This is a genomic window from Methylobacillus pratensis (assembly GCF_054072455.1).
In genome coordinates, this window is the sequence record NZ_JBSUSR010000001.1 from 658,795 (window position 1) to 679,220 (window position 20,426).

A 20,426-nucleotide genomic window follows, 5' to 3' on the forward strand; every position below is an offset into this window, starting at 1 on the left:
TGGCGAAGCTGGCAGATTGATAGGGGAAATAAGCGCGCAACCACTGGCGCCCTCATCGCAACAGCATGAAGGGGAGACGACAACATAAAATCAAACCAGGATTTACACTGCGACAGGCGCCTTGATAGCGGGATGCGACTGGTAATTTTCCAGCGTGAAATCCTCGAAGTGGAAGGCAAAAATATCCTTCACATCAGGATTGATCCTCATCGCCGGCAGAGGATAAGGCTCGCGCGACAGCTGCTCCCTCACCTGCTCGAGGTGATTGAGGTAGATATGCGCATCACCCAGGGTATGCACAAAGTCGCCCAGCTTGAGCCCGCACACTTGCGCCACCATCATAGTGAGCAATGCGTAGGAGGCAATATTGAACGGTACGCCGAGGAAGATATCGGCGCTGCGCTGATAGAGCTGGCAAGAGAGCTTGCCGTCCGCGACATAGAACTGGAAAAACGCATGGCAAGGCGGCAGCTTCATCTTGTCGACATCGGCCACGTTCCATGCGGACACGATCAGGCGCCGCGAGTCTGGGTTGCGCTTGATCGCCTCGATCACCTGGCTGATCTGGTCGATATGGCCGCCATCGGGCGTCGGCCAGCTACGCCATTGGTAGCCATAGACCGGGCCCAGGTTGCCTTGCGCATCCGCCCATTCGTCCCAGATGCTGACGCCGTTTTCCTTGAGGTAGGCAATATTGGTGCTGCCCTGCAGGAACCAGAGCAGCTCATGGATGATGGACTTGAGGTGCACCTTCTTGGTGGTGAGCAGCGGGAAGCCCTCGGCCAGATCGAAGCGCATCTGGTAGCCGAATACCGACAGGGTGCCGGTGCCGGTACGGTCTTCCTTCTTGTGGCCGTGCTCCAGTACGTGGCGCATCAAGTCGTGATAGACCTTCATGACATCTCCCGATCAAATATGCTCAACAATGAACTGCTTGACGACGGCCGCATCGGCCTCAATCACTTCAAAGCGCTGCGGCAGGGCTTCCAGCCCCTCGAGGCTCTGTGGGCGCTCTGGCCTCTGCCCCAGTGCTTCGACGATCGCATCCTCGAACTTGGCCGGCAATGCGGTTTCCAGCACCAGCATCGGGGTGCCTGCCTCGCGGTGTTCCAGCGCCACCTTGAGACCGTCCGCGGTGTGGGTATCAATAGTGACACCGTAGCGCTCATGCGTTCCCTGGATGGTCTGCATGCGGTTGGCGTGGTTGCTGCTGCCGGAAACGAAGCCGTAATCCGCCACCTTGGCAAACCAGCCGCCTTCGTTGAGGTCGAAACTGCCGCCCGCATCCACCTTGCCCCACAGCTCGCGCACCTTGGCGGCGTCACGGCCCACCAGGTCGAAGACGAAGCGCTCGAAATTGGAGGCTTTGGAAATATCCATGGAAGGGCTGGAGGTATGGTAAGTGTTGGCAGAACCGCGCGGACGGTAGACGCCGGTCTTGAAGAACTCGTCCAGCACGTCGTTTTCGTTGGTCGCCACCACCAGCTTGGCGATCGGCAAGCCCATCATGCGGGCGATATGCCCGGCGCAGACATTGCCGAAGTTGCCGGAAGGCACGGCGAAGCTGACCTGCTGCGCATTGTCCGCGGTGACGGCGAAATAACCCTTGAAGTAATACACCACCTGAGCCGCCACGCGCGCCCAGTTGATGGAGTTCACAGCGCCGATCTTGTTCTTTGCCTTGAAGGCATGGTCGTTCGACACCGCCTTGACGATGTCCTGGCAGTCGTCGAACACGCCCTTGACCGCGATATTGAAGATATTCTCGTCCTGCAGGCTGAACATCTGCGCAGTCTGGAAGCGGCTCATCTTCTGGTGCGGCGAAAGCATGAACACCTTGACGCCCTGCTTGCCGCGCATGGCGTATTCCGCCGCGGAGCCGGTATCGCCGGAGGTCGCGCCGAGGATGTTGGTAGTCTCGCCCTTTTGCGCCAGCACGTATTCGAACAGGTTGCCCAGCAACTGCATCGCCATGTCCTTGAACGCGAGGGTCGGGCCGTTGGACAGCGACAGCAGGTAGAGGTCGTCCTCCAGCTTGTAGGTCGGCGTAATGTCTTCGGCATCCTGGCCCGGGCGCGCATAGGCATATACATCCGCGCGATAGGTCTTGTCGACGATGATGCGCAGGTCGTCAGCGGGAATATCGTCGATGAGGCGCGAGAGGATGGTGAAGGCCAGGTCGCGGTAATTCATGCCGCGCATCGCGTTCAGCTCGTCCTGGCTGAATTGCGGATATTGCTCGGGCAGGTAAAGGCCGCCGTCGGGCGCCAGACCGCCAAGCAGGATTTCGGTAAACGACAGTGCGGGCGATTGCCCACGGGTGGAAACATATTTCATGGCACAACTGATGCAGCAGGCGCCAGGCCTGCATGCAACCCTTTCCTCAAATTATCGGCTTAGCTCTTCCATGCGCAAGCGAGTCACGCTGCCGGAAATGGCAGGCAATGCCTCGATGGCGGCAATCGCGTCATCCATGTTCTTCTCGACCGTGACATGGGTCAGGATGATGATGTCGGCCTGGTCCTCGCCTTCTTGCGGCTCCTTCTGGATCATCGCATCGATCGAAATCTGGCGATCGCCCAGAATGCGGGTCACGTCAGCCAGCACGCCCGGCTTGTCCACTGCGCGCAGGCGCAGGTAATAGGCGCTGCTCACCTCGCCGATAGCGAGGATCGGCAAGTCCACGAGCTGGTCGGGCTGGAACGCCAGGTGCGGCACGCGCTGATGCACGTCGGTGGTATGCGTGCGCGTGACGTCGACGATATCGGCAACCACGGCACTCGCGGTGGGTTCGGCACCCGCTCCCGCGCCGTAATACAAGGTGGGACCGACCGCGTCGCCCTTCACCAGCACGGCGTTCATCGCGCCGTTGACATTGGCGATCAGGCGCTTCTCGGGGATCAGGGTCGGGTGCACGCGCAGCTCCACGCCCTTGCTGGTGCGCTTGGTGATGCCAAGCAGCTTGACGCGGTAGCCCAGCTCCTCCGCATAGCGGATGTCGATGGAATCCAGCTTGCTGATGCCCTCGACATAGGCCTTGTCGAACTGCATCGGGATGCCGAAGCCGATCGCGGCCAGGATCATCAGCTTGTGCGCTGCGTCCACGCCCTCGACGTCGAAAGTCGGGTCGGCCTCGGCATAGCCCAGGCGCTGCGCTTCCTTGAGCACGTCGGCAAAGGCCAGGCCCTTCTCGCGCATTTCCGAGAGAATGAAATTAGTCGTGCCGTTGATGATGCCCGCGATCCATTCGATGCGGTTGGCGGCCAGCCCTTCGCGCACAGCCTTGATGATGGGGATACCGCCCGCCACGGCCGCCTCGAATGCGACGATCACGCCCTTCTGCTGCGCAGCGGCGAAAATCTCGTTGCCGTGCAGCGCGATCAGCGCCTTGTTGGCGGTGACCACATGCTTGCCGTTCTCGATCGCATTCATCACCAGTTCGCGCGCAATCGTGTAACCGCCGATCAGTTCGACCACGATGTCGATGTCCGGATCTGCCACCACGGCGAATGCATCGTCGGTGACGTCAATCTGGCCTCCCGTTACCTTGCGTGCCAATTCCAGGTTGCGGTCGGCGACGCGCGTGATGGCAATGGGACGACCGGCGCGGCGTGCGATTTCTTCCTGGTTGCGTGTAAGAACGGTATAGGTGCCGCCACCGACAGTGCCGATGCCGAGCAGGCCAACATTGATGGGTTTCATTCAGTTTCCAGTTATCTTGCTTTTCAATCTTGTATCAAGACCACGCGGTCATGCCGTCGCGTTCTGCGGTCTTGCTTGCGTGTCTTTTGAGGCTTTGCCGTCCACCACGGTGATGGTGCTGTGTTGCTTGCGGTAGTTTTCCAGGAAGCGAGCGATGCGGGTAAAGGCTTCGGTGAGGTCATCCACGTTCGGCAGGAACACGACGCGGAAATGGTCCGGCGCGCGCCAGTTGAAGCCCGTGCCCTGCACCAGCAAGACCTTTTCCTCCAGCAACAGGTCGAGGATGAATTGCTGGTCGTCCTCGATGGGGTATATCTTGGGATCGAGGCGCGGGAACAGGTACAGGCCGGCCTTGGGCTTGACACAGCTCACGCCGGGAATGTCGGTCAGCATCTTGTAGGCGAGGTCGCGCTGCTTGCACAAGCGGCCGCTAGGCGCCACGAGGTCGTCTATGCTCTGATAGCCGCCCAGCGCGGTCTGGATCGCCAGTTGCCCGGGCACGTTGGCACAGAGGCGCATCGAGGCCAGCATATTGAGGCCCTCGATATAATCCTTGGCATGGCGCTTCTCGCCCGAGATCACCAGCCAGCCGGCGCGGTAGCCGCAGGTGCGGTAGTTCTTGGACAAGCCGTTGAAGGTCACGAACAACACGTCATCGGCCAATGAGGCGATCGAGGTATGGGTATTGCCGTCGAACAGCACCTTGTCGTAGATTTCGTCAGCGAAAATCACCAGGCCGTGGTGGCGCGCGATCTCGATGATGCCTTCCAGCGTTTCACGCGGGTACAGCGCACCGGTCGGATTGTTAGGATTGATGATGACGATGCCGCGCGTATTCGCCGTGATCTTGTTCTCGATATCCTTGAGGTCGGGCAGCCAGCCGGTCTGCTCGTCGCAGACGTAATGGCGCGCAGTGCCGCCCGCCAGGTTCACGGCCGCGGTCCACAACGGATAATCCGGCATCGGCACCAGTACCTGGTCGCCATTGTTGAGCAAGGCCTGCATGGCCATGACGATCAGCTCGGAAACGCCGTTGCCGATGATGATGTCGTCTATGGTCACGCCCTGGATGTTCTTCTGCTGGGTGTAATGCATGATCGCCTTGCGCGCGGCGAACAGGCCCTTGGAATCCGTATAGCCGGAGGCGGAATCCATGTTGCGGATCACGTCCTGCAGAATTTCCTCTGGCGCGGCAAAACCGAAAGGCGCAGGATTGCCGATATTGAGCTTGATGATGCGGTGCCCGTCCTCCTCCATCTGGCGCGCTCGGTCCAGCACCGGGCCACGGATGTCGTAGCATACGTTGCTGAGCTTGCTGGACTTGGAGATTTCTTGCATGGCGACCCGCAGATTCCGGTTGGGGAAAATGTGCTATCTTACATTGAGTTGGCATGCAATTGAAGCATGGCGGCTCAAAAGACTTCCTTGATTATTCAATATATCCGCTAATGAAATTACACCTTACCCAGGCTGCGGGCAGCCACCTGATTACCGGCTACGGCGACGGCTGGGTCGAAGTCAACCACCAGCGCCACGAACATAGCCTGATCGTATTGCCGGGCAGCCTATTACCTGGGTGGCCGGTCGAGAGTTTCGACCATCTGCAAGCGGCGAACTTCCAGGAGCTGCTGGCGCTCAAGCCTGAACTGATCCTGCTCGGCACAGGCAATCGGCACCGCTTCCTGCATCCTTCCATAGTCCGCGACCTCATCGCCGCCGGCATCAGCGTGGAATGCATGACCACGGAGGCCGCCTGCCGCACCTACAACATCCTGATGGCGGAAAGCCGCCAGGTGGCGGCAGCCTTGATTGTCTGACAAAACACAGACACAGCAATGCATCGCAGCAATCTGATACTATAAATTAATTCATATCTGAATCTGTTACAAAACTGCCAGCTTCCGCACAATTCCGTATAGCATCACTCACTCAGGAATTGCCATGCAAGCAGAAGCCATCATCGCCCGCCCGAGTGCGGCACGCAAAGTCATTCCCATCGTGCCTTATTCGGTGAAGGGACGTTACCGCAACCTGAAGTCCATCATCCTTAATGCCGCTTTCGGCGTGTATTTCCTCCTGCCGTGGCTGCCCTGGCCCAACAAGGTCGGGCAGGCATTGTTGTTTGATATCGGCAATTCGCGCTTCTATATTTTCAACCTGGTGCTCTACCCGCAGGATTTGATGGTGCTCGTGGGCATCATGGTGGTGGCAGCCAGCTTGCTTTTCGTCTCCGCAGCCATGTTCGGGCGGATATTTTGCGGCTTCTTCTGCTTCCAGACCTTGTGGACGGATGCCTTCCGCTTTATCGAAAAATGGATACAGGGTGAAGCCCAGGCCAGGAAACGCTTGCAGCAAGCATCCTGGAGCCTGCGCAAAGCCGCACTGATCGGCAGCACCCATGCGCTCTGGCTGCTGTTGTCATTTGCCACGGCCGTCACCTTCACCTTGTATTTTGCCGAGTCGGGCACGCTCTTGCGGCAGGTGTTCGCCGGGGAAGCGGCGATTGCGGCCTATGTCACCATTTCCGTGCTTACCGCCACGACTTATGTCGCCGCCGGGTTCGCGCGCGAGGACGTATGCTTCGTCGCCTGCCCTTACGGCAAATTCCAGGGCGTGATGCAGGACCCTTCCACCGTCACGGTGATCTACGACGAGGCACGCGGCGAAGGCCTGCATGGCCGCCAGGCGCCCACAGCCAAGCTGAAGACAGCGGAAATCCGTCGCAGCCAAGGCTTCGGCGACTGCATAGACTGCAATTACTGCGTGAACGTCTGCCCGACGGGCGTCGATATCCGCAAGGGATTCCAGATCGGCTGCATCTCGTGCGGCTTGTGCGTGGATGCCTGCAACAACATCATGGACAGCCTCAAGCTGCCGCACGGCTTGATCCGCTTCGACCGCGACGAGAACATCCAGGAGCCCGACGTACGCATGCAACGGTGGTCCAAGGCAAAGCGGCTCGGCTACCTCTGCGTATTGATCGCCAGCATTGCCTTCACCTGGCATTCCATCAGTACGCTCACCCCTTTCACCGCCATCGTGCAGCAGCAAAGGCAGCCGCTGGTCACCCAGCTTGCCGACGGCAGCCTGCGCAACCGCTATGAATTGCGCATCAGCAACAAATCCGGCAATGCGGAAACCTATGCCATCCAGGCGCATGGACTTCCGGCAGGCAGCTTCAAGGGGCGCGAGGCAATCACCATCCCCGCAGGCAAGTCGTACGCCAGCAGTTTCAGTGTATCACTGACGCCGGCAGTGGCCGCCAGCATCCCCAGCTTCATTGTCAGCGTCACGCCGCAAACGCAGCCCGATGCGGCAGAGAACCTGACGGCAAGCTACTTTGCAAAATGACCCTGGCAGGCAAAGCCAGCTTCACTGCTAGCAGCCCGGCGGTTGATTGCCGGCCCAGCAATGTAGTCTGCAAAAACAAAGGACTGCCGCAGCAGTCCTTTCTGCCTAAATTAAATTATATGGCGCAGACCGAGATACGACACTCAGGCGCGGCGACGGCGCAATGCCAATAGCACACCGAACCCGCACAGCATGAGCGCCAGCGCGGAAGGCTCCGGCACGGCAGCCACGGCGAATTGCCCATTGCGGTCGATCACAGCCCATACCAGATTATTGGCCGTATCCACGCCGTAGGTGCCCAAGCCATACGAGGCCTGCCAGGCGCCAATGACGAAGCGCGCCGTGCCCTCGGTGTTGGCGTCCACTGCGAGCACCCATTGGCCGTCGAGCTGATACACCAAGCGCAGCAACGCTTCGTCGATTGCAATATCTTCGCCGTAGCTCAGGGTGAGCACGAAGGGATCGGCCACGCCATCGAGCTGGTCGTCCATGCCGCCCAGGTAAAGGATATCGCTGTACAGTCCGTCCGTTCTCGCCACCCAGCCGAAGTTGACGATGTTGCCAAGCTGCTGGGTAATGCCTGTGCCCGAGTCGGGTTCGGTGGTCACGGAGCGCCCATCGAGATTCTGACCAGCCAAGATCTCGGCTTTGGTACCAACGAAGCCATTGCCCTCCACAATCGCGCTCTTGAGGCCGGCATAGGATTCACCAACATTGACGGCATACGACTTGCCGTTGGTCGAGAACGTGGTGCGATCGGCCACGCGCCACTCGGGCTCCCAGGCCTCGGAGAAGTCCGATGAGGCAGGCGGGGTCGCCGAATAGTGCGTGAAGGTCACGAACGGCCCGTTGATATCGACGACGCTGTAGCCGACCTCGTTATTGACCAGCACGGCGCCGACTTCTTCACCCACGTTGAACTCATTCTCGAAGCGATAGTATTTCTCGGCGTTCGAACCCGCGACGATGTGGTGCAGCAGCACGTCCTGACCGTCGACCGCCGCCGAGCGGCTGTACTGGTGGTCATGGCCGCTGAAGTAGGCATCAACGCCATTTTCGCTCAACTGGTTGAGCACCTGCATCCGCAGCGGGCTGTCGCCAAGCACGCCCTCGCGCGCACGGCCAAAGAAAGGCTCATGAGCGTAGACGAACATGTGGTCGTAGCTGCCCTTCTGCTGGCTGCCTACCCAGCCGATCAGCTCGCTGGGCATCGCGCCATATAAGTCGAGCGAGACGAAGAGCGTGTTATTGTAGGCGAAGGAGTAGGACGCTCCCGGCCCCGTCGTGACCGTTGGCCCGCTCAAGCTGGGAAAGGCCGAGGACCAGGTGTCGGTACCCCGGTAAGCCGAAGGCCCGAGCAAGGGGTCGATGCCCCCGATGGTGCTCTCGGCGCGCACGTCGTGATTGCCGCGCGTCAGGTAGAGAGGAATGCCGGCGTCGGCCAGCGGCTTCGCAGCCTGCTTCCATGTATCGAATTCAGCCGCCGTGCCGTTCTCGGTGAGGTCGCCGATGGAAATGAGCAGGTCGATGTTGTGGTTGTTCACGAAGCGGTCCACCACCGGCTGCATCAGCCTGACGGACACACCACGCGGGTCTCCGGCACCCTGGGTGTCGGTAAGGAGACCAAAGGACCACTGGGCAGGAAGCGTGCCGGCGGCAGATACTGCAAATAACGGCTGCCCGCCGAGCGCGATCCCGATCCAGGCAGCGGCGACAAAACGATTTCGAGCGATAGACTTCAACTTCATAACAACTCCCCTAATCAACATGAGCAAAATGGATGGAGCGAGTCTCTCCGCCGGCGATGACCTCAGCATGAATGGGGGACTAGTAACGCAGGCTGCCTTCGCCAGACCAGGAACGCGAAGCCTGGCGAATCACTGTACGGACCTCATGCCACTGCATCGCGATAATTCTGCAATGTTCCGCCAAGCGAAAATTTTCGCGGCTGATTGAGGTGGCGCTAAGCCTTTATAAAGCTCTAAGTCATTCGTTCATGGACAAAAAAAAGCCCGGCAGGAAGGGGCCGGGCAAAAGGACTCAGACATTACTCAGTGGAGATGAGCCAGAATGAGTCGAGGAGATGATGCGTCAGTACATCAATAAAACCGTCCTTACAGGCTGAACACGTTCATGGCGCCGCCACCAGGAGCCGCATTCCAGTCCTTCAGTTCCTTGTAGCCGCCAGCAGCGCCCAGGCCCGCAGTTTCCTCTTCCAGGCCCAGGTTCATGGCAACACCGGCCCAGCCGCCGATACCGGACAGCACGCCGACATATTGCTTGCCCTTGTGGGTATAGGTGATCGCGTTGCCGACCACGCCGGAGCCGACCTGCATCTTCCAGAGTTCCTTGCCGGTCTTGGCATCCAGCGCCTTGAACCAGCGGTCCAGCGTACCGTAGAACACGAGGTCAGAGCCGGTTGCCAATGCGCCGCCCCAGGCCGAGAACTTCTCCTTGTTGTACCAGGCAGCCTTGCCCTTAAGGCCGTCCCAGGCCATGAAGCCGCCCATCACGCCGTCAGGCCCCGCAAACATGGTCAAGGTCGCCCCTACCCAAGGCTGGCCCGCGATGTACTTGGACTCGGTAGGCTCGTAGGTCATGCACACATGGTTGAGCGGCACATAGAACATCTTGGTGCGCGGCGAGAACGCGGCCGGCTGCTCGTCCTTCACGCCCAGCGCGGATGGGCAGATGCCCTGCGCGTTGTAGTCCTGATGGGTGGAATACTTAGGGTCCTTGTTCGGGATGCCGGTCTTGAGGTCGATCGACTTCGCCCAGTTGACGAACGGATGCATTTTCTCGGCCACCAGCAATGTGCCGTTGGTACGGTCGAAGGTATAACCGAAGCCGTTGCGGTCGAAATGGGTGGCGAGCTTCTTGCCGTCGGCTTCCCAGAGGATGCTTTCGTTCATGCCGTCGTAATCCCACTCGTCGTGCGGCGTCATCTGGTAGCCCCAGCGCGCCTCGCCGGTATCCACGTCGCGCGCGAAAATGGTCATGGACCACTTGTTGTCGCCGGGACGCACGTCCGGATTCCAGGTGCCGGGATTGCCCGTGCCGTAATACATCAGGTTGAGGGAAGGATCATAGGAGTACCAGCCCCAAGTCGGGCCGCCGCCATGCTCCCAACCGTTCTTGACAGCCTGCGGCTTGAGCCAGGTCTTGATGCCCAGGTCCTTTTCCGGGAACTTGAGCTTTTCCTTGGGCAGGGGCTTAAAGGAACCGCCCTCCTTGTTGCCGCCGTTCACATCTTCATACAGCGACAAGGCGCTGTAATGCGGGTTGTCCTTGTTGAAATCCTTGCCGATCAACGCATCCGCGTCCGAACCCGTGCTGTAGGCACGCCATACCAAGCTGCCGTCCTTGATGTTGTAGGCCGAGATATAGCAACGCACGCCATATTCGCCGCCCGAACAGCCGGTCACGACCTTGTCCTTGATCACATGCGGCGCGTTGGTGGTGGAAGCACCGGATTTGGTATCGACCACGGCCACGTCCCAGAGCTTCTTGCCGGTCTTGGCATCCAGCGCGACCAGGATGCCGTCGTTCTGCTGCAGGAATATCTTGCCGTCGCCGAACCCCAGGCCGCGGTTGACGTTGTCACAGCACAGCAAGGCCTGCACGGCAGGGTCCTGCTTGGGGAAATACGACCAGAGGATTTTCTGGTTGTTGTTGAGATCGAGCGCGTACACATTGTTAGGAAACGCGGTGTGAATATACATCACGCCGTTGACCACGAGCGGCGCGCCTTCATGACCTCGGTTCACGCCTGTCGCAAAGGTCCAGGCGTACTTCAGGTTCTTCACATTGCTCTTGTTGATCTGCGACAGGCCGCTATAGCCGGTGTTGGCGTAATCCTTGCGCGGATGCGCCCACTGGCCGTCGTCCTTCATCAGGTTTTCCAGGTCGGTTGCCAATGCGGGGATTGCTGCAAGCCCCAGCAAACCGGCTCCAACCGCCATCGCTATCGTTCTAGCCTTCATGCCATTCTCCATAGTTTATCGTTCATCAATTATTTTCTTATGTCGCATACTGACCGGGAGTTTTTCCCGGCAATTGACTATGGCAAGGCCTGTGCCAGCCTGTTGAAAAATGTAGAAACAACCGCCAAGACCCAGGCTGGACAAGGGATTGCAAAGGGCCGCCAATGTCCTCCCGCCCATACGGCGACGGAGAAAAACAAGGGATAGTTGTGTCATGAATGAACAGGTGCTACATTGGTTGGCACACTAGTTCAATCCCTTACAATCAGGTACTTAACCCATGCAAAATCCTGCCACTGACGAAACCCTGCTTTTGAATGCAAGAAGCGAATTCCTTGCGCACGGCGTCGTGGAAAGCGGCGGCGTCTCCAAGGAGATCGAGCGCTCCTGGCGTAGGTGCGTGGAAAACGGCATGGAAGCCGGCACCCAGGTACGTACCGAAATACTGACCCGTCAGGAACTGCTGGTAAAACAGGAAGCCCATCAATTGCTGCTCTCGCAGGCCCGGCCCGAAATGGAGAGCCTCAACGAGCAGATCAGCCACACCCGCAGCGTCATCGTGCTGACCGACCCGCATGGCTTCATCCTGCACAGCCAGGGCAATAGCGAATTCCTCGACGATGCCCAGCGCGTCGCCTTGATTCCCGGCTCTTCCTGGCAGGAAAGCCTGCGCGGTACCAATGCCATCGGCACGGCGTTGGTGGAACGTTCCGCCATGACGGTGCAGGGCGCCGAGCACTTTCTCGAACGCAACCATGTGCTGGCCTGCTCGGCAGTGCCCATATTAAGCGCCCACAACCAGGTGATGGGCACGCTGGACGTGTCGACAGACGCCAGCATGCCGCAACAGCATACCCTGGCATTGGTGCGCATGTCGGCGCAGATGATCGAGAACCGGCTGTTCACCGCCAGCCATGAAGGGGCTTACTCGCTGCATTTCCATGCCCGCCCGGAATTCATCGGCACTTTGTGGGAAGGCATCGCCATCTTCGACGACCGGCATCGCCTGGTAGCATTGAACCGCAGCGGCCAGTTCCAGCTCGGCATGACGCATGAGGAAATGGAAGACTCGCTGTTCAGCGAATTATTCGCCAGCAGGCCGGAAACCCTGATGCAGGCCTCGCAGGCAAACGCCCTGATTACGCCGTTTTACACCGCCCGAGAAGCCAGGCTGTATGCGCGGATCGAGCTGCGCCAGCCGCTTGCCGTCCGCAATGCGCGCGCAAGCAGCGCCTCGGCCAGCAAACGCCACTGCCCTGCCAGCCTGCAGATGCTGAATACCGGCGACCCGCGCGTCGCCCGCGTCATCAGCCAGGTAGAGCTTGTCGTCAACCAGGACATTCCCATCCTGATCGAGGGTGAAACCGGCGCAGGCAAGGAATTGTTCGCGCGGGCCATCCACGAAGCCAGCGACCGCAGCCGGGGCCCCTGGGTCGCCGTCAACTGCGCGGCATTGCCCGAGGGCCTGATCGAGGCGGAACTGTTCGGCTACGAGGAAGGCGCGTTTACAGGCGCTCGCCGCAAGGGCAGCCCAGGCAAACTGGAGCAAGCCGACGGCGGCACCCTGTTCCTGGATGAAATCGGCGACATGCCATTGGCGTTGCAGGCGCGCCTGTTGCGGGTATTGCAGGAGCGCAGCGTCACGCCCTTGGGCAGCACAAAATCCAAACCCGTCAATTTCGCGCTGTTGAGCGCCACCAACCAGAAACTGCGCGAGAAGGTAGAGAGCGGTGAATTCCGCCGCGACCTCTATTACCGCCTGAACGGCCTCACCGTCACCCTGCCCGCCTTGCGGCAGCGGCAGGATTTGCCTGCATTGGTGGAGACCATCCTGCACACCGAGAACGCCGCAGGAAAAGCGATCGACCAGGACGTCACGGCCTTGTTCAAGGCGCATCCATGGCCAGGCAACATCCGCCAATTGCATAATGTGCTGCGCACGGCGCTGGCGCTGTCCGGGACCGCGCCCATCTCGATGATGCACCTGACGCAGGATTTCCTCGACGACATGGAAAACGCCGCCGATGAGGACACGACCCCTTCATTGACCAGCCTGACGGCGGAAGCCATCAAGGCCGCCATGCAAGCGCATGCCGGCAATGTCTCGGCAGTGGCGCGGCAACTCGGCATCAGCCGCAATACGTTATACCGGCGCATGCGTGCAATGAACCTGGTGTAAATAGCGCTTTTAGAGCGGCTAGCAAAAATTAGCCGCTCTGAATGTAATGCGGCTTGCTATTCGTGACGCTCGGCCATCAGCGCCAGCTCGGCTTCGCTGAAGCCCGCCGCCCTGCGTGCCGGGAAATTGAACGGGCCGCGCAGCTTGGGAGCCTGGTATTGCGCAGTAAGCCGGGCATAAGTGGAAATGGGCTCCAACCCGCGCTGCTCGCATAGCCAGCCATACCAGCGGTTGCCGATCGCCACATGGCCGATTTCGTCCCGCAGCAGGATATCGAGGATCGCAGCCGCCTCGAGGTCGCCCGCCTGCGCCAGTTTGGCCCGCAACGGCGGCGAAGCATCCAGCCCGCGTGCCTCCAGGGTCCGAGGCACCAATGCCATGCGCGCCAGCACGTCGTCACTGGTTTTCGCCACCATCTCCCATAAACTGTCGTGCCCGGTGAAATCGCCGTAGCGATAGCCCAGGCCTTGCAGGTGCGCGTGCAGCATGGTGAAGTGCAGCGCCTCCTCCGCCGCGATCTTGAGCCAGTCCGCGTAGTATTGCGGCGGCATCCCGGCAAAGCGCCAGACCGCATCCAGCGCGAGGTTGACCGCATTGAACTCGATATGGGCCAGGGCATGGATCAGCGCCGCCCTGCCCTCGGCGGTCCTCATCGAGCGCCGCTCCAGCAGCAGCGGCGATACCAGCTCCGGCTTGCCGGGGCGACCGGGGATGGGCCCCGCCGCTTCCAGACCCGCCTGCGGATCGACGCTGAGCTCGCCCGCGAGCCAGGATTGCCGCAAGGTTTTGACGGCTTCCGCCTTGTCTTCGGGCGAGCGCAGGCAAAGCAGCGCCAATGCCGCATGGCGCAATTCTTGACCGCTATCCTGGAACGGGCCTGTTTCTGCTTGCAATGTCATGCGCGCATTCTAACCGCACGCGTCCCGTTCACCAACGGCAAGCCTGGCTTACAAAAATTTACATCAAGCTGAAATACAAAGCAGAATTTGCAGTAATATGGATATATTTAAAATAAACTAGGGAGCGAATCATGGGAGGGTATGAAGTTCCTGGGGTTTATGTGGAAGAAATACCGCACACCACCAGTATCGTGCAATCCACAGTGACCTGCCTGCCCTTGTTCATCGGCTATACCGAAAAGGCAATCGACCAGGATGGGCGCTTACTGGCTCGCGGCGAACGGTGCGCCATCACCTCGTTTACAGAATATGAGCGGTGCTTTGGCCGAGGGGCGCCGGAAATCCTCCGGGTCATGCTCGATGTGCATGGCCGGATTGTCACCAAGGAAAGCTACAGCCCGTTTTATCTGCACGCCTGCATGCGGCAATATTTTGCCAATGGCGGTGGAGTTTGCGAAATCCTTTCGCTCGGGCCGTTTCCGGAAGCCCCGCATGCAAAAACCCTTGCATCGGCGATCGCCCAGCTGCCGGCCAATCCCTCGTTCACCATGGTCGCCATCCCGGATGCCGTTTCGCTGGAAGAGCTTCCCCAATTGCTGCAGCAGCTGTTGCAATATTGTGAACAACAGCACCATTGCCTGGCGGTGCTGGACGTCCCCTACTGCAACGACATATCCCTGAACACTACCGTTGCGCAATTCCGCCACCACCTAGGCCAGCAGGGCCTGAGCCATGGAGCCGCCTTCCTGCCGTGGCTGGCAGTGGCCATACCAAGCACTCACCAGTTTTCCCACCTGGAGATCAAGTACACTCCTGGCGTAGCCAATGCCTGGAGCCAATACCACAAGGCAACCAAGCTCCAATCCACTCTGCTGCGCAAACGCATGCTGGAATCTCCCGATATGGCCGTCAGCAGGATGATTCCTCCCAGCGCCACCGTCATCGGGCTTTTTCATGCGAATGACCTGCAACGTGGCGTATGGAAGCTCCCCAGCCATGTGCAGATCAAAGAGGTGCAATCCCTCGCTGCAGCGATCAACGATGAGCAGCAGGCATCCTTGAATATAGATAAGGATGAAGGAAAGTCCATCAATGTCATCCGCCGCTTCACCGGCAAGGGGATTCTGCTGTGGGGAGGGCGCACGCTGGCGGGCAATGACGCCGAATGGCGCTATATCTCCGTGGCACGCACCCATGGCTTTATCAATGCATCGCTGCACCGTTATCTGGCTGCACAGCATTTCAAAGCGAATGACGCCGCGACCTGGACAGCCGTACGCGAAAGCTTCAATCAATTCCTGCTTACATTCTGGCGCGCAGGCGGCTTGGCCGGCAACAAGCCTGAACAGGCTTTTTATGTGAAGTCAGGCCTGAATGAGACCATGACCAGCGACGATATAGCCGCCGGACGCCTCATCATCGACATTGGCCTGGCGTTCGTGCGCCCTGCCGAATTCATGGCCTTGAGAATCCAGCACCTCGTCGCCGTAGACCGCAAACGCGCGACGCCGACATCGCGCAAAACAGCGCCTTTGCCCAAGAAAACCAGGGTTCGCGCGAAAACCAGCCCGCTCAATGTCGCGATCAAGAACATTGCCGCCACACAAGCCAAGCCGCCATCGCTGGAACCATCCTGATGCCGGCCCAACAACTATACGTCGTCGTCCAGGACAAGGTATTCCGCAATCTTGATGCGCTATCCATCGAGCATCGCCTGAATACACTGCCCCGCGCCTCGGTACAACTGGCGTTCACATCCATGGACGAATTCGACCAGGCTGGCAGCGGCCTGCTGCCGGGCCAACCGATCGAGTTTCGCCACGGCGAGCAAACCCTGTTCGCCGGGAAAATTACAAAGCACAGCATCCACTATTCAAAAGCAGGATGCCTGCTGCTCCTCGAGTGCACCCATCCCGCCGGTGCATTGGCAGCACAGCCGCGCAGCCGTTATTTCACCGACATTCCCGACAGCAAAATTATCGAGGAGGTGCTGGCTGCACATGGCATCAGCGCCGAAATCAACGCGCCTACCCTCCATCTCGATAGCGTGGTCCAGCACAATCTCAGCGACTGGGACTTCGTATTGCAGCGCCTGGCGGCTAATGGGCTGGTGGCCTATTGCAGTGAGCGCGCCGTGATCGCCGCGACACCGGCATTGGATACAAAACGTGGCTTTTCCCTTTCAGCGCAAGACCTTATCAGTGCGGATATTGCCGTGGACGCCAGCCGGCAAGTTGCCAAGCTCGCGCTTTCCGCCTGGAACCCTCACGACCAGCAACTCATGCAAGTGGAGGCTGAGGCTGTCGATTTCCCAGCCAACGACCGCCTGGCGGCTACTCTCCAGTTGCTCAAGCAAGGCATTTATAGCATACGCCTCGCTGGCGAATACTCGCTGCAGGAACTACAGACCCTGGCCAATGCGCAGCTTGCGCAATCGCGCCTTGCCATGATCCGCGGCAAGGTGACAGCCAATGGGTTGCATACCGCCTCTCCAGGCCAGGCGCTGCTCCTTGAGCAATGCGGCAGCCATCTTTCCGGGCAATATTTCATTGCCGGCATCACATATGCGCTATCCCCTGGCGCCGCACCGGTAACGCACTTTGACATTGGCTTGCCGCTGCCCACGGATATCCAAGAATCAACCCAGGCGTTTTCAAGCCTGCTGATCGGGAAAGTGCTCGAAACCGACAACGACCCTCAAGCCGCCGGCAGGATCAAGGTCACCTCGCCCTTGATCGACCCGCACGGAGCCGGCACATGGGCCAGGCTTGCCACCCTGCAGGCCGGCATGAATTCAGGCACTGTGTTCCGCCCGGTCGTAGGCAGCGAGGTGATATTGGGGCTCTTCGGCGCGAATCCGGACGACATTGTGGTATTGGGGGCCTGCCACAGCAGCGCCACTCCTGCGCCCTGGGAAAATGCCGATCAGCACGGATTCCAAAGCCCCGGCCAGCTCAAGCTGGCTTTTGACGACGAGAAACAGCAAATCGTGATCAGCGCCAGGGACGGCACCAAGTTATACCTGAGCCAGGATGCCGCTGAAACCTTCCTGCTCGAGGACCAGCAACAGAATAGAATCCGCTTTACCAGCGACGGGATGCATCTGCAGAGCCACCAATTCTTCCTGGAAGGCGACAATCTCAAGCTCAAGGGCTTCAATGTGGACGTGGAAGCCAAACACTCCTTGCGCCTGAAGAGCGGAACCAATATGGAAATAAGCACCTCTGGCAACCTGAAGCTCAAGGGCAGCCTGGTCAGCATCAACTAACTGCAGGGAACCCGATGAAACCAGCTGCACGCGCGGGAGACAACCTTCTGACCCTTGACCGGATGATGATGCCCCGCATCAGCCGCATCATGAATGGCTGCCCCACGGTCTTGATCGGCGGCATGCCTGCAGCCTGCGTGGGGCATGGCGCCGGCGCCGATGTCATAGTGGAGGGATCGCCGACCGTCCTGATCAATGGCTTGCCCGCGGCCCGCATAGGCGACCCTACCGGAAGAGGCGGCTACGTCATGCCGCCTGGCGCTATCTACGTATTGATCGGCTAGGGCAATCAGCCCTCATCCTGCAACAGGATGGCCAGCCTCGCCTGCAGCACCATGTTTTCCAGGATCAGGCGCGTCACGGTCGCCGCCATCACCATTTCCCGATCCTCGGCAGGATTGTCTTCACGAAACCTTTCCATGATCTCGGCTACATTGATGCAGGCGAGTTGACGCAAGTCATCGGCATCAAACGGCAAGCCGGAGAAATCGACCGGATCTTCGCTCTCTATTTCCTGCAGCAATTGCATCAGGGTCTGTACGTTCATGCCGCAAAGTATAGAACCAGCCTGCCTAAGCCGCCAGCAATGAAACTTCACAGTTTCAAGGTTGCCATACCCGTCCCTGCTGTTATCATGAAATAACGCCCCTCCCAAGGAGAATGTAAATGCAGCCCCAAGCCGCGGACCACGCCCTGGATGAACAAGAATTGGCGCAATTGCATGCCTACTGGCGCGCCGCCAACTACCTCTCGGTCGGCCAGATCTATCTTTACGCCAACCCGCTGCTCAAGACGCCATTGCTGCCGGAGCATATCAAGCCGCGCTTGCTGGGCCACTGGGGAACGACGCCGGGGCTCAATTTCGTCTATGTCCACGCCAACCGCGTCATCCGCGAACACGACCTCAACATGATCTACATTACCGGGCCGGGACACGGCGGCCCGGCCGTCGTCGCCAACACCTACCTGGAAGGCAGCTATACCGAGCTTTATCCGGAAATCACCGAGGACGAGGCCGGCATGCTCAAGCTGTTCAAGCAGTTCTCCTTCCCGGGCGGCATTCCCAGCCATGCCTCGGCGCAGACGCCGGGCTCGATCAACGAGGGCGGAGAGCTGGGCTATTGCCTGCTGCATGCGTTCGGCGCGGTATTCGACAACCCAGACCTGATCGCCTGCTGCGTGGTCGGCGACGGCGAGGCGGAAACCGGCCCGCTGGCCACCTCGTGGCACGGCAATAAATTCCTCAACCCCAAGACCGACGGCGTGGTATTGCCCATCCTGCACCTCAACGGCTACAAGATCGCCAATCCCACCATCTTGTCGCGCATCGGCGATGAGGAACTGCAGAAACTGTTCGAAGGCTACGGCTACAAGCCCTATTTCGTCGAGGGCAGCGACCCGGACTTCATGCACCAGCGTATGGCAAGCGTCATGGACCAGGCCATCGGGGAAATTCAGCAGATCAAGCGCGAAGCCGGCCTGAAACGCGAAGTCAGCCGTCCGCGCTGGCCCATGATCATCCTGCGCTCGCCCAAGGGCTGGACCGGGCCTGTGGAAGTGGACGGCAAGCCGAATACCGGTACCTTCCATGCGCACCAGGTGCCGTTCGGCGAGTTGGACAAGCCCGAGCATATCCAGCTGTTGCAAGACTGGATGCAATCCTACGCGCCGCACGAACTGTTCGACGCACAAGGCCGGCTCAAGGAAGAGCTGCGCGCGCTCGCCCCCAAGGGCGAACGTCGCATGGGCGCCAACCCGCACGCCAACGGCGGCCTGCTGCTCAAGCCGTTGGAACTGCCTGATTTCCGCAAGTTCGCCTATGCCGTGACTCAGCCGGGCGAACGCCAGGCCAGCACCACAGGCGAGCTAGGCAAGTACCTGGCCGAGGTATGGCGGCTGAATCAGCACAACTTCCGCGTATTCAGCCCGGATGAAAACAACTCCAACCGCCTGCAGGCATTGTTCGAGGTCACCAAGCGGCAATGGATGGCGGAGCGTCTAGAAGGCGACGAGAACCTCGCGCCGCATGGCGGCGTGATGGAGATACTCTCCGAACATAGCTGCGAAGGCTGGCTGGAAGGCTACCTGCTCACCGGCCGCCATGGCTTCTTCTCCTGCTACGAGGCATTCATCCATATCATCGACTCAATGTTCAACCAGCATGCCAAATGGCTCAAGGAGTGCGGGCACATCCCCTGGCGCAAGCCGATCGCCTCACTCAACATCCTGCTGAGCTCGCATGTCTGGCGCCAAGACCACAACGGCTTCTCGCACCAGGATCCCGGCTTCATCGACCATGCCGCCAACAAGAAGCCTGACATCATCCGCATCTACCTGCCCGCCGACGCCAACACCCTGATCGCGGTGACCGATCATTGCCTGCAAAGCCGCAACCTCATCAACGTCATCGTCGCGGGCAAGCAGCCGCAAGGACAATGGCTGGACATGCCCGCCGCGATCGAACATGCGCGCCGCGGCGCCAGCATCTGGGATTGGGCCGGCAACTGCGCGACAGACGAGGAGCCCGACCTGATCATTGCCAGCGCGGGCGACGTGCCGGTGATGGAGTCGCTCGCTGCCGTCATGCTGTTGCGCGAGCATGTGCCCGAACTCAAGATACGCTACGTCAACGTGGTCGACCTCATGGCCCTGGTGCCTCACGAAGTGCATCCGCACGGCCTCACCGATGAAGCCTTCGACGAACTGTTCACGCAGGACAAGCCGGTGATCTTCGCCTTCCACGGCTACCCCGGGCTGATTCACCGACTTGCCTACAAACGGCACAACCATGCCAATTTCCACGTGCACGGCTTCCTGGAGGAAGGCACGACCACGACCCCTTTCGACATGACCGTGCTCAACCGCCTGGACCGCTACAGCCTGGTCAAGAACACCTTGCGCTGGCTGCCGCATATCGAGAACGCCGCGGTGCTGGATGCGCTCATGGATGAGAAGCTCGCGCAGCACAAGCAATACATCTGGCAGCACGGCGAGGACATGCCGGAAATCCGGGATTGGAGATGGCAGCCTGCCAATACTTAATG

Annotated in this window: 15 protein-coding genes; 7 read left to right on the forward strand and 8 right to left on the reverse strand. The window is 59.7% G+C overall.

The genetic code is table 11. The annotated features are described in order from the left end of the window. Positions 1-102: 102 nt before the first annotated feature. From ACW4YW_RS02985 to ACW4YW_RS03000, 4 genes are read right to left on the reverse strand one after another with little or no spacing between them, the layout of a single operon-like run. Positions 103-897, reverse strand: coding sequence for a thymidylate synthase (locus ACW4YW_RS02985; RefSeq protein ID WP_457136194.1), 795 nt, complete (start codon positions 895-897; stop codon positions 103-105). A gap of 12 nt (positions 898-909) precedes the next feature. Further along, positions 910-2,337: a threonine synthase gene (gene thrC, locus ACW4YW_RS02990; protein WP_457136195.1), complete on the reverse strand. Its 1,428-nt coding sequence runs from the start codon at positions 2,335-2,337 to the stop codon at positions 910-912. Between the two features lie 51 nt (positions 2,338-2,388). Beyond that, a complete protein-coding gene (locus tag ACW4YW_RS02995) occupies positions 2,389-3,702 on the reverse strand; it encodes a homoserine dehydrogenase (RefSeq protein WP_457136196.1) in 1,314 nt (437 codons plus the stop codon). 48 nt (positions 3,703-3,750) lie between these two features. Continuing rightward, entirely contained in the window at positions 3,751-5,040 is a 1,290-nt protein-coding gene (locus tag ACW4YW_RS03000; protein ID WP_309564842.1) for a pyridoxal phosphate-dependent aminotransferase, read from the reverse strand. Positions 5,041-5,150: 110 nt separating this feature from the next. Here ACW4YW_RS03000 and ACW4YW_RS03005 point away from each other — a divergent pair, with 110 nt between their 5' ends. Both ACW4YW_RS03005 and ccoG read left to right on the forward strand, forming a co-directional pair. Next, a complete protein-coding gene (locus tag ACW4YW_RS03005; RefSeq protein ID WP_457136197.1) occupies positions 5,151-5,519 on the forward strand; it encodes an Mth938-like domain-containing protein in 369 nt (122 codons plus the stop codon). Between the two features lie 124 nt (positions 5,520-5,643). Then, positions 5,644-7,053: a cytochrome c oxidase accessory protein CcoG gene (gene ccoG / locus ACW4YW_RS03010; RefSeq protein ID WP_457136198.1), complete on the forward strand. Its 1,410-nt coding sequence runs from the start codon at positions 5,644-5,646 to the stop codon at positions 7,051-7,053. A gap of 143 nt (positions 7,054-7,196) precedes the next feature. Here ccoG and ACW4YW_RS03015 read toward each other — a convergent pair whose 3' ends face one another. Both ACW4YW_RS03015 and ACW4YW_RS03020 read right to left on the reverse strand, forming a co-directional pair. Next, entirely contained in the window at positions 7,197-8,801 is a 1,605-nt protein-coding gene (locus ACW4YW_RS03015) for a metallophosphoesterase (protein WP_457136199.1), read from the reverse strand. A gap of 366 nt (positions 8,802-9,167) precedes the next feature. Then, on the reverse strand, positions 9,168-11,015 hold the full coding sequence (locus tag ACW4YW_RS03020) for a methanol/ethanol family PQQ-dependent dehydrogenase (RefSeq protein ID WP_457136496.1): 1,848 nt from the start codon (positions 11,013-11,015) through the stop codon (positions 9,168-9,170). Positions 11,016-11,316: 301 nt separating this feature from the next. Between ACW4YW_RS03020 and ACW4YW_RS03025 the strand changes: the two genes are divergently transcribed. Then, on the forward strand, positions 11,317-13,215 hold the full coding sequence (locus ACW4YW_RS03025; RefSeq protein ID WP_457136200.1) for a sigma-54-dependent Fis family transcriptional regulator: 1,899 nt from the start codon (positions 11,317-11,319) through the stop codon (positions 13,213-13,215). 56 nt (positions 13,216-13,271) lie between these two features. Here ACW4YW_RS03025 and ACW4YW_RS03030 read toward each other — a convergent pair whose 3' ends face one another. Beyond that, positions 13,272-14,114 (reverse strand): ferritin-like domain-containing protein, encoded by an 843-nt coding sequence (locus ACW4YW_RS03030; RefSeq protein WP_457136201.1) that lies wholly within the window; start codon positions 14,112-14,114, stop codon positions 13,272-13,274. A 131-nt stretch (positions 14,115-14,245) separates the two neighbouring features. Between ACW4YW_RS03030 and ACW4YW_RS03035 the strand changes: the two genes are divergently transcribed. Genes ACW4YW_RS03035 through ACW4YW_RS03045 form a run of 3 tightly spaced genes read left to right on the forward strand, consistent with a single transcriptional unit; the run spans position 14,246 to position 17,666 of the window. Next, entirely contained in the window at positions 14,246-15,751 is a 1,506-nt protein-coding gene (locus ACW4YW_RS03035) for a phage tail sheath family protein (protein WP_457136202.1), read from the forward strand. Next, positions 15,751-17,382, forward strand: coding sequence for a phage baseplate assembly protein V (locus ACW4YW_RS03040; protein WP_457136203.1), 1,632 nt, complete (start codon positions 15,751-15,753; stop codon positions 17,380-17,382). Before ACW4YW_RS03035 ends, ACW4YW_RS03040 begins: the two co-directional genes overlap by 1 nt. Positions 17,383-17,396: 14 nt before the next feature. After that, a complete protein-coding gene (locus ACW4YW_RS03045; protein WP_309564827.1) occupies positions 17,397-17,666 on the forward strand; it encodes a PAAR domain-containing protein in 270 nt (89 codons plus the stop codon). A 5-nt stretch (positions 17,667-17,671) separates the two neighbouring features. Here the strand turns inward: ACW4YW_RS03045 and ACW4YW_RS03050 are convergent, their stop codons facing one another. Next, on the reverse strand, positions 17,672-17,929 hold the full coding sequence (locus ACW4YW_RS03050) for a hypothetical protein (protein ID WP_457136204.1): 258 nt from the start codon (positions 17,927-17,929) through the stop codon (positions 17,672-17,674). Positions 17,930-18,048: 119 nt separating this feature from the next. On the opposite strand from ACW4YW_RS03050, the gene ACW4YW_RS03055 reads away from it, so the two are divergent. Continuing rightward, complete coding sequence (locus tag ACW4YW_RS03055) at positions 18,049-20,424, forward strand: phosphoketolase family protein (protein WP_457136205.1); 2,376 nt, start codon at positions 18,049-18,051, stop codon at positions 20,422-20,424. The last annotated feature ends 2 nt before the right edge of the window (positions 20,425-20,426 follow it).

What these genes read in the sequence shown, in the direction of transcription:
- ACW4YW_RS02985 (WP_457136194.1), bottom strand. Translation starts at nt 897, where the DNA reads ATGAAGGTCTATCACGACTTGATGCGCCACGTACTGGAGCACGGCCAC.
- thrC (WP_457136195.1), bottom strand. Translation starts at nt 2,337, where the DNA reads ATGAAATATGTTTCCACCCGTGGGCAATCGCCCGCACTGTCGTTTACC.
- ACW4YW_RS02995 (WP_457136196.1), bottom strand. Translation starts at nt 3,702, where the DNA reads ATGAAACCCATCAATGTTGGCCTGCTCGGCATCGGCACTGTCGGTGGC.
- ACW4YW_RS03000 (WP_309564842.1), bottom strand. Translation starts at nt 5,040, where the DNA reads ATGCAAGAAATCTCCAAGTCCAGCAAGCTCAGCAACGTATGCTACGAC.
- ACW4YW_RS03005 (WP_457136197.1), top strand. Translation starts at nt 5,151, where the DNA reads ATGAAATTACACCTTACCCAGGCTGCGGGCAGCCACCTGATTACCGGC.
- ccoG (WP_457136198.1), top strand. Translation starts at nt 5,644, where the DNA reads ATGCAAGCAGAAGCCATCATCGCCCGCCCGAGTGCGGCACGCAAAGTC.
- ACW4YW_RS03015 (WP_457136199.1), bottom strand. Translation starts at nt 8,801, where the DNA reads ATGAAGTTGAAGTCTATCGCTCGAAATCGTTTTGTCGCCGCTGCCTGG.
- ACW4YW_RS03020 (WP_457136496.1), bottom strand. Translation starts at nt 11,015, where the DNA reads ATGGCGGTTGGAGCCGGTTTGCTGGGGCTTGCAGCAATCCCCGCATTG.
- ACW4YW_RS03025 (WP_457136200.1), top strand. Translation starts at nt 11,317, where the DNA reads ATGCAAAATCCTGCCACTGACGAAACCCTGCTTTTGAATGCAAGAAGC.
- ACW4YW_RS03030 (WP_457136201.1), bottom strand. Translation starts at nt 14,114, where the DNA reads ATGACATTGCAAGCAGAAACAGGCCCGTTCCAGGATAGCGGTCAAGAA.
- ACW4YW_RS03035 (WP_457136202.1), top strand. Translation starts at nt 14,246, where the DNA reads ATGGGAGGGTATGAAGTTCCTGGGGTTTATGTGGAAGAAATACCGCAC.
- ACW4YW_RS03040 (WP_457136203.1), top strand. Translation starts at nt 15,751, where the DNA reads ATGCCGGCCCAACAACTATACGTCGTCGTCCAGGACAAGGTATTCCGC.
- ACW4YW_RS03045 (WP_309564827.1), top strand. Translation starts at nt 17,397, where the DNA reads ATGAAACCAGCTGCACGCGCGGGAGACAACCTTCTGACCCTTGACCGG.
- ACW4YW_RS03050 (WP_457136204.1), bottom strand. Translation starts at nt 17,929, where the DNA reads ATGAACGTACAGACCCTGATGCAATTGCTGCAGGAAATAGAGAGCGAA.
- ACW4YW_RS03055 (WP_457136205.1), top strand. Translation starts at nt 18,049, where the DNA reads ATGCAGCCCCAAGCCGCGGACCACGCCCTGGATGAACAAGAATTGGCG.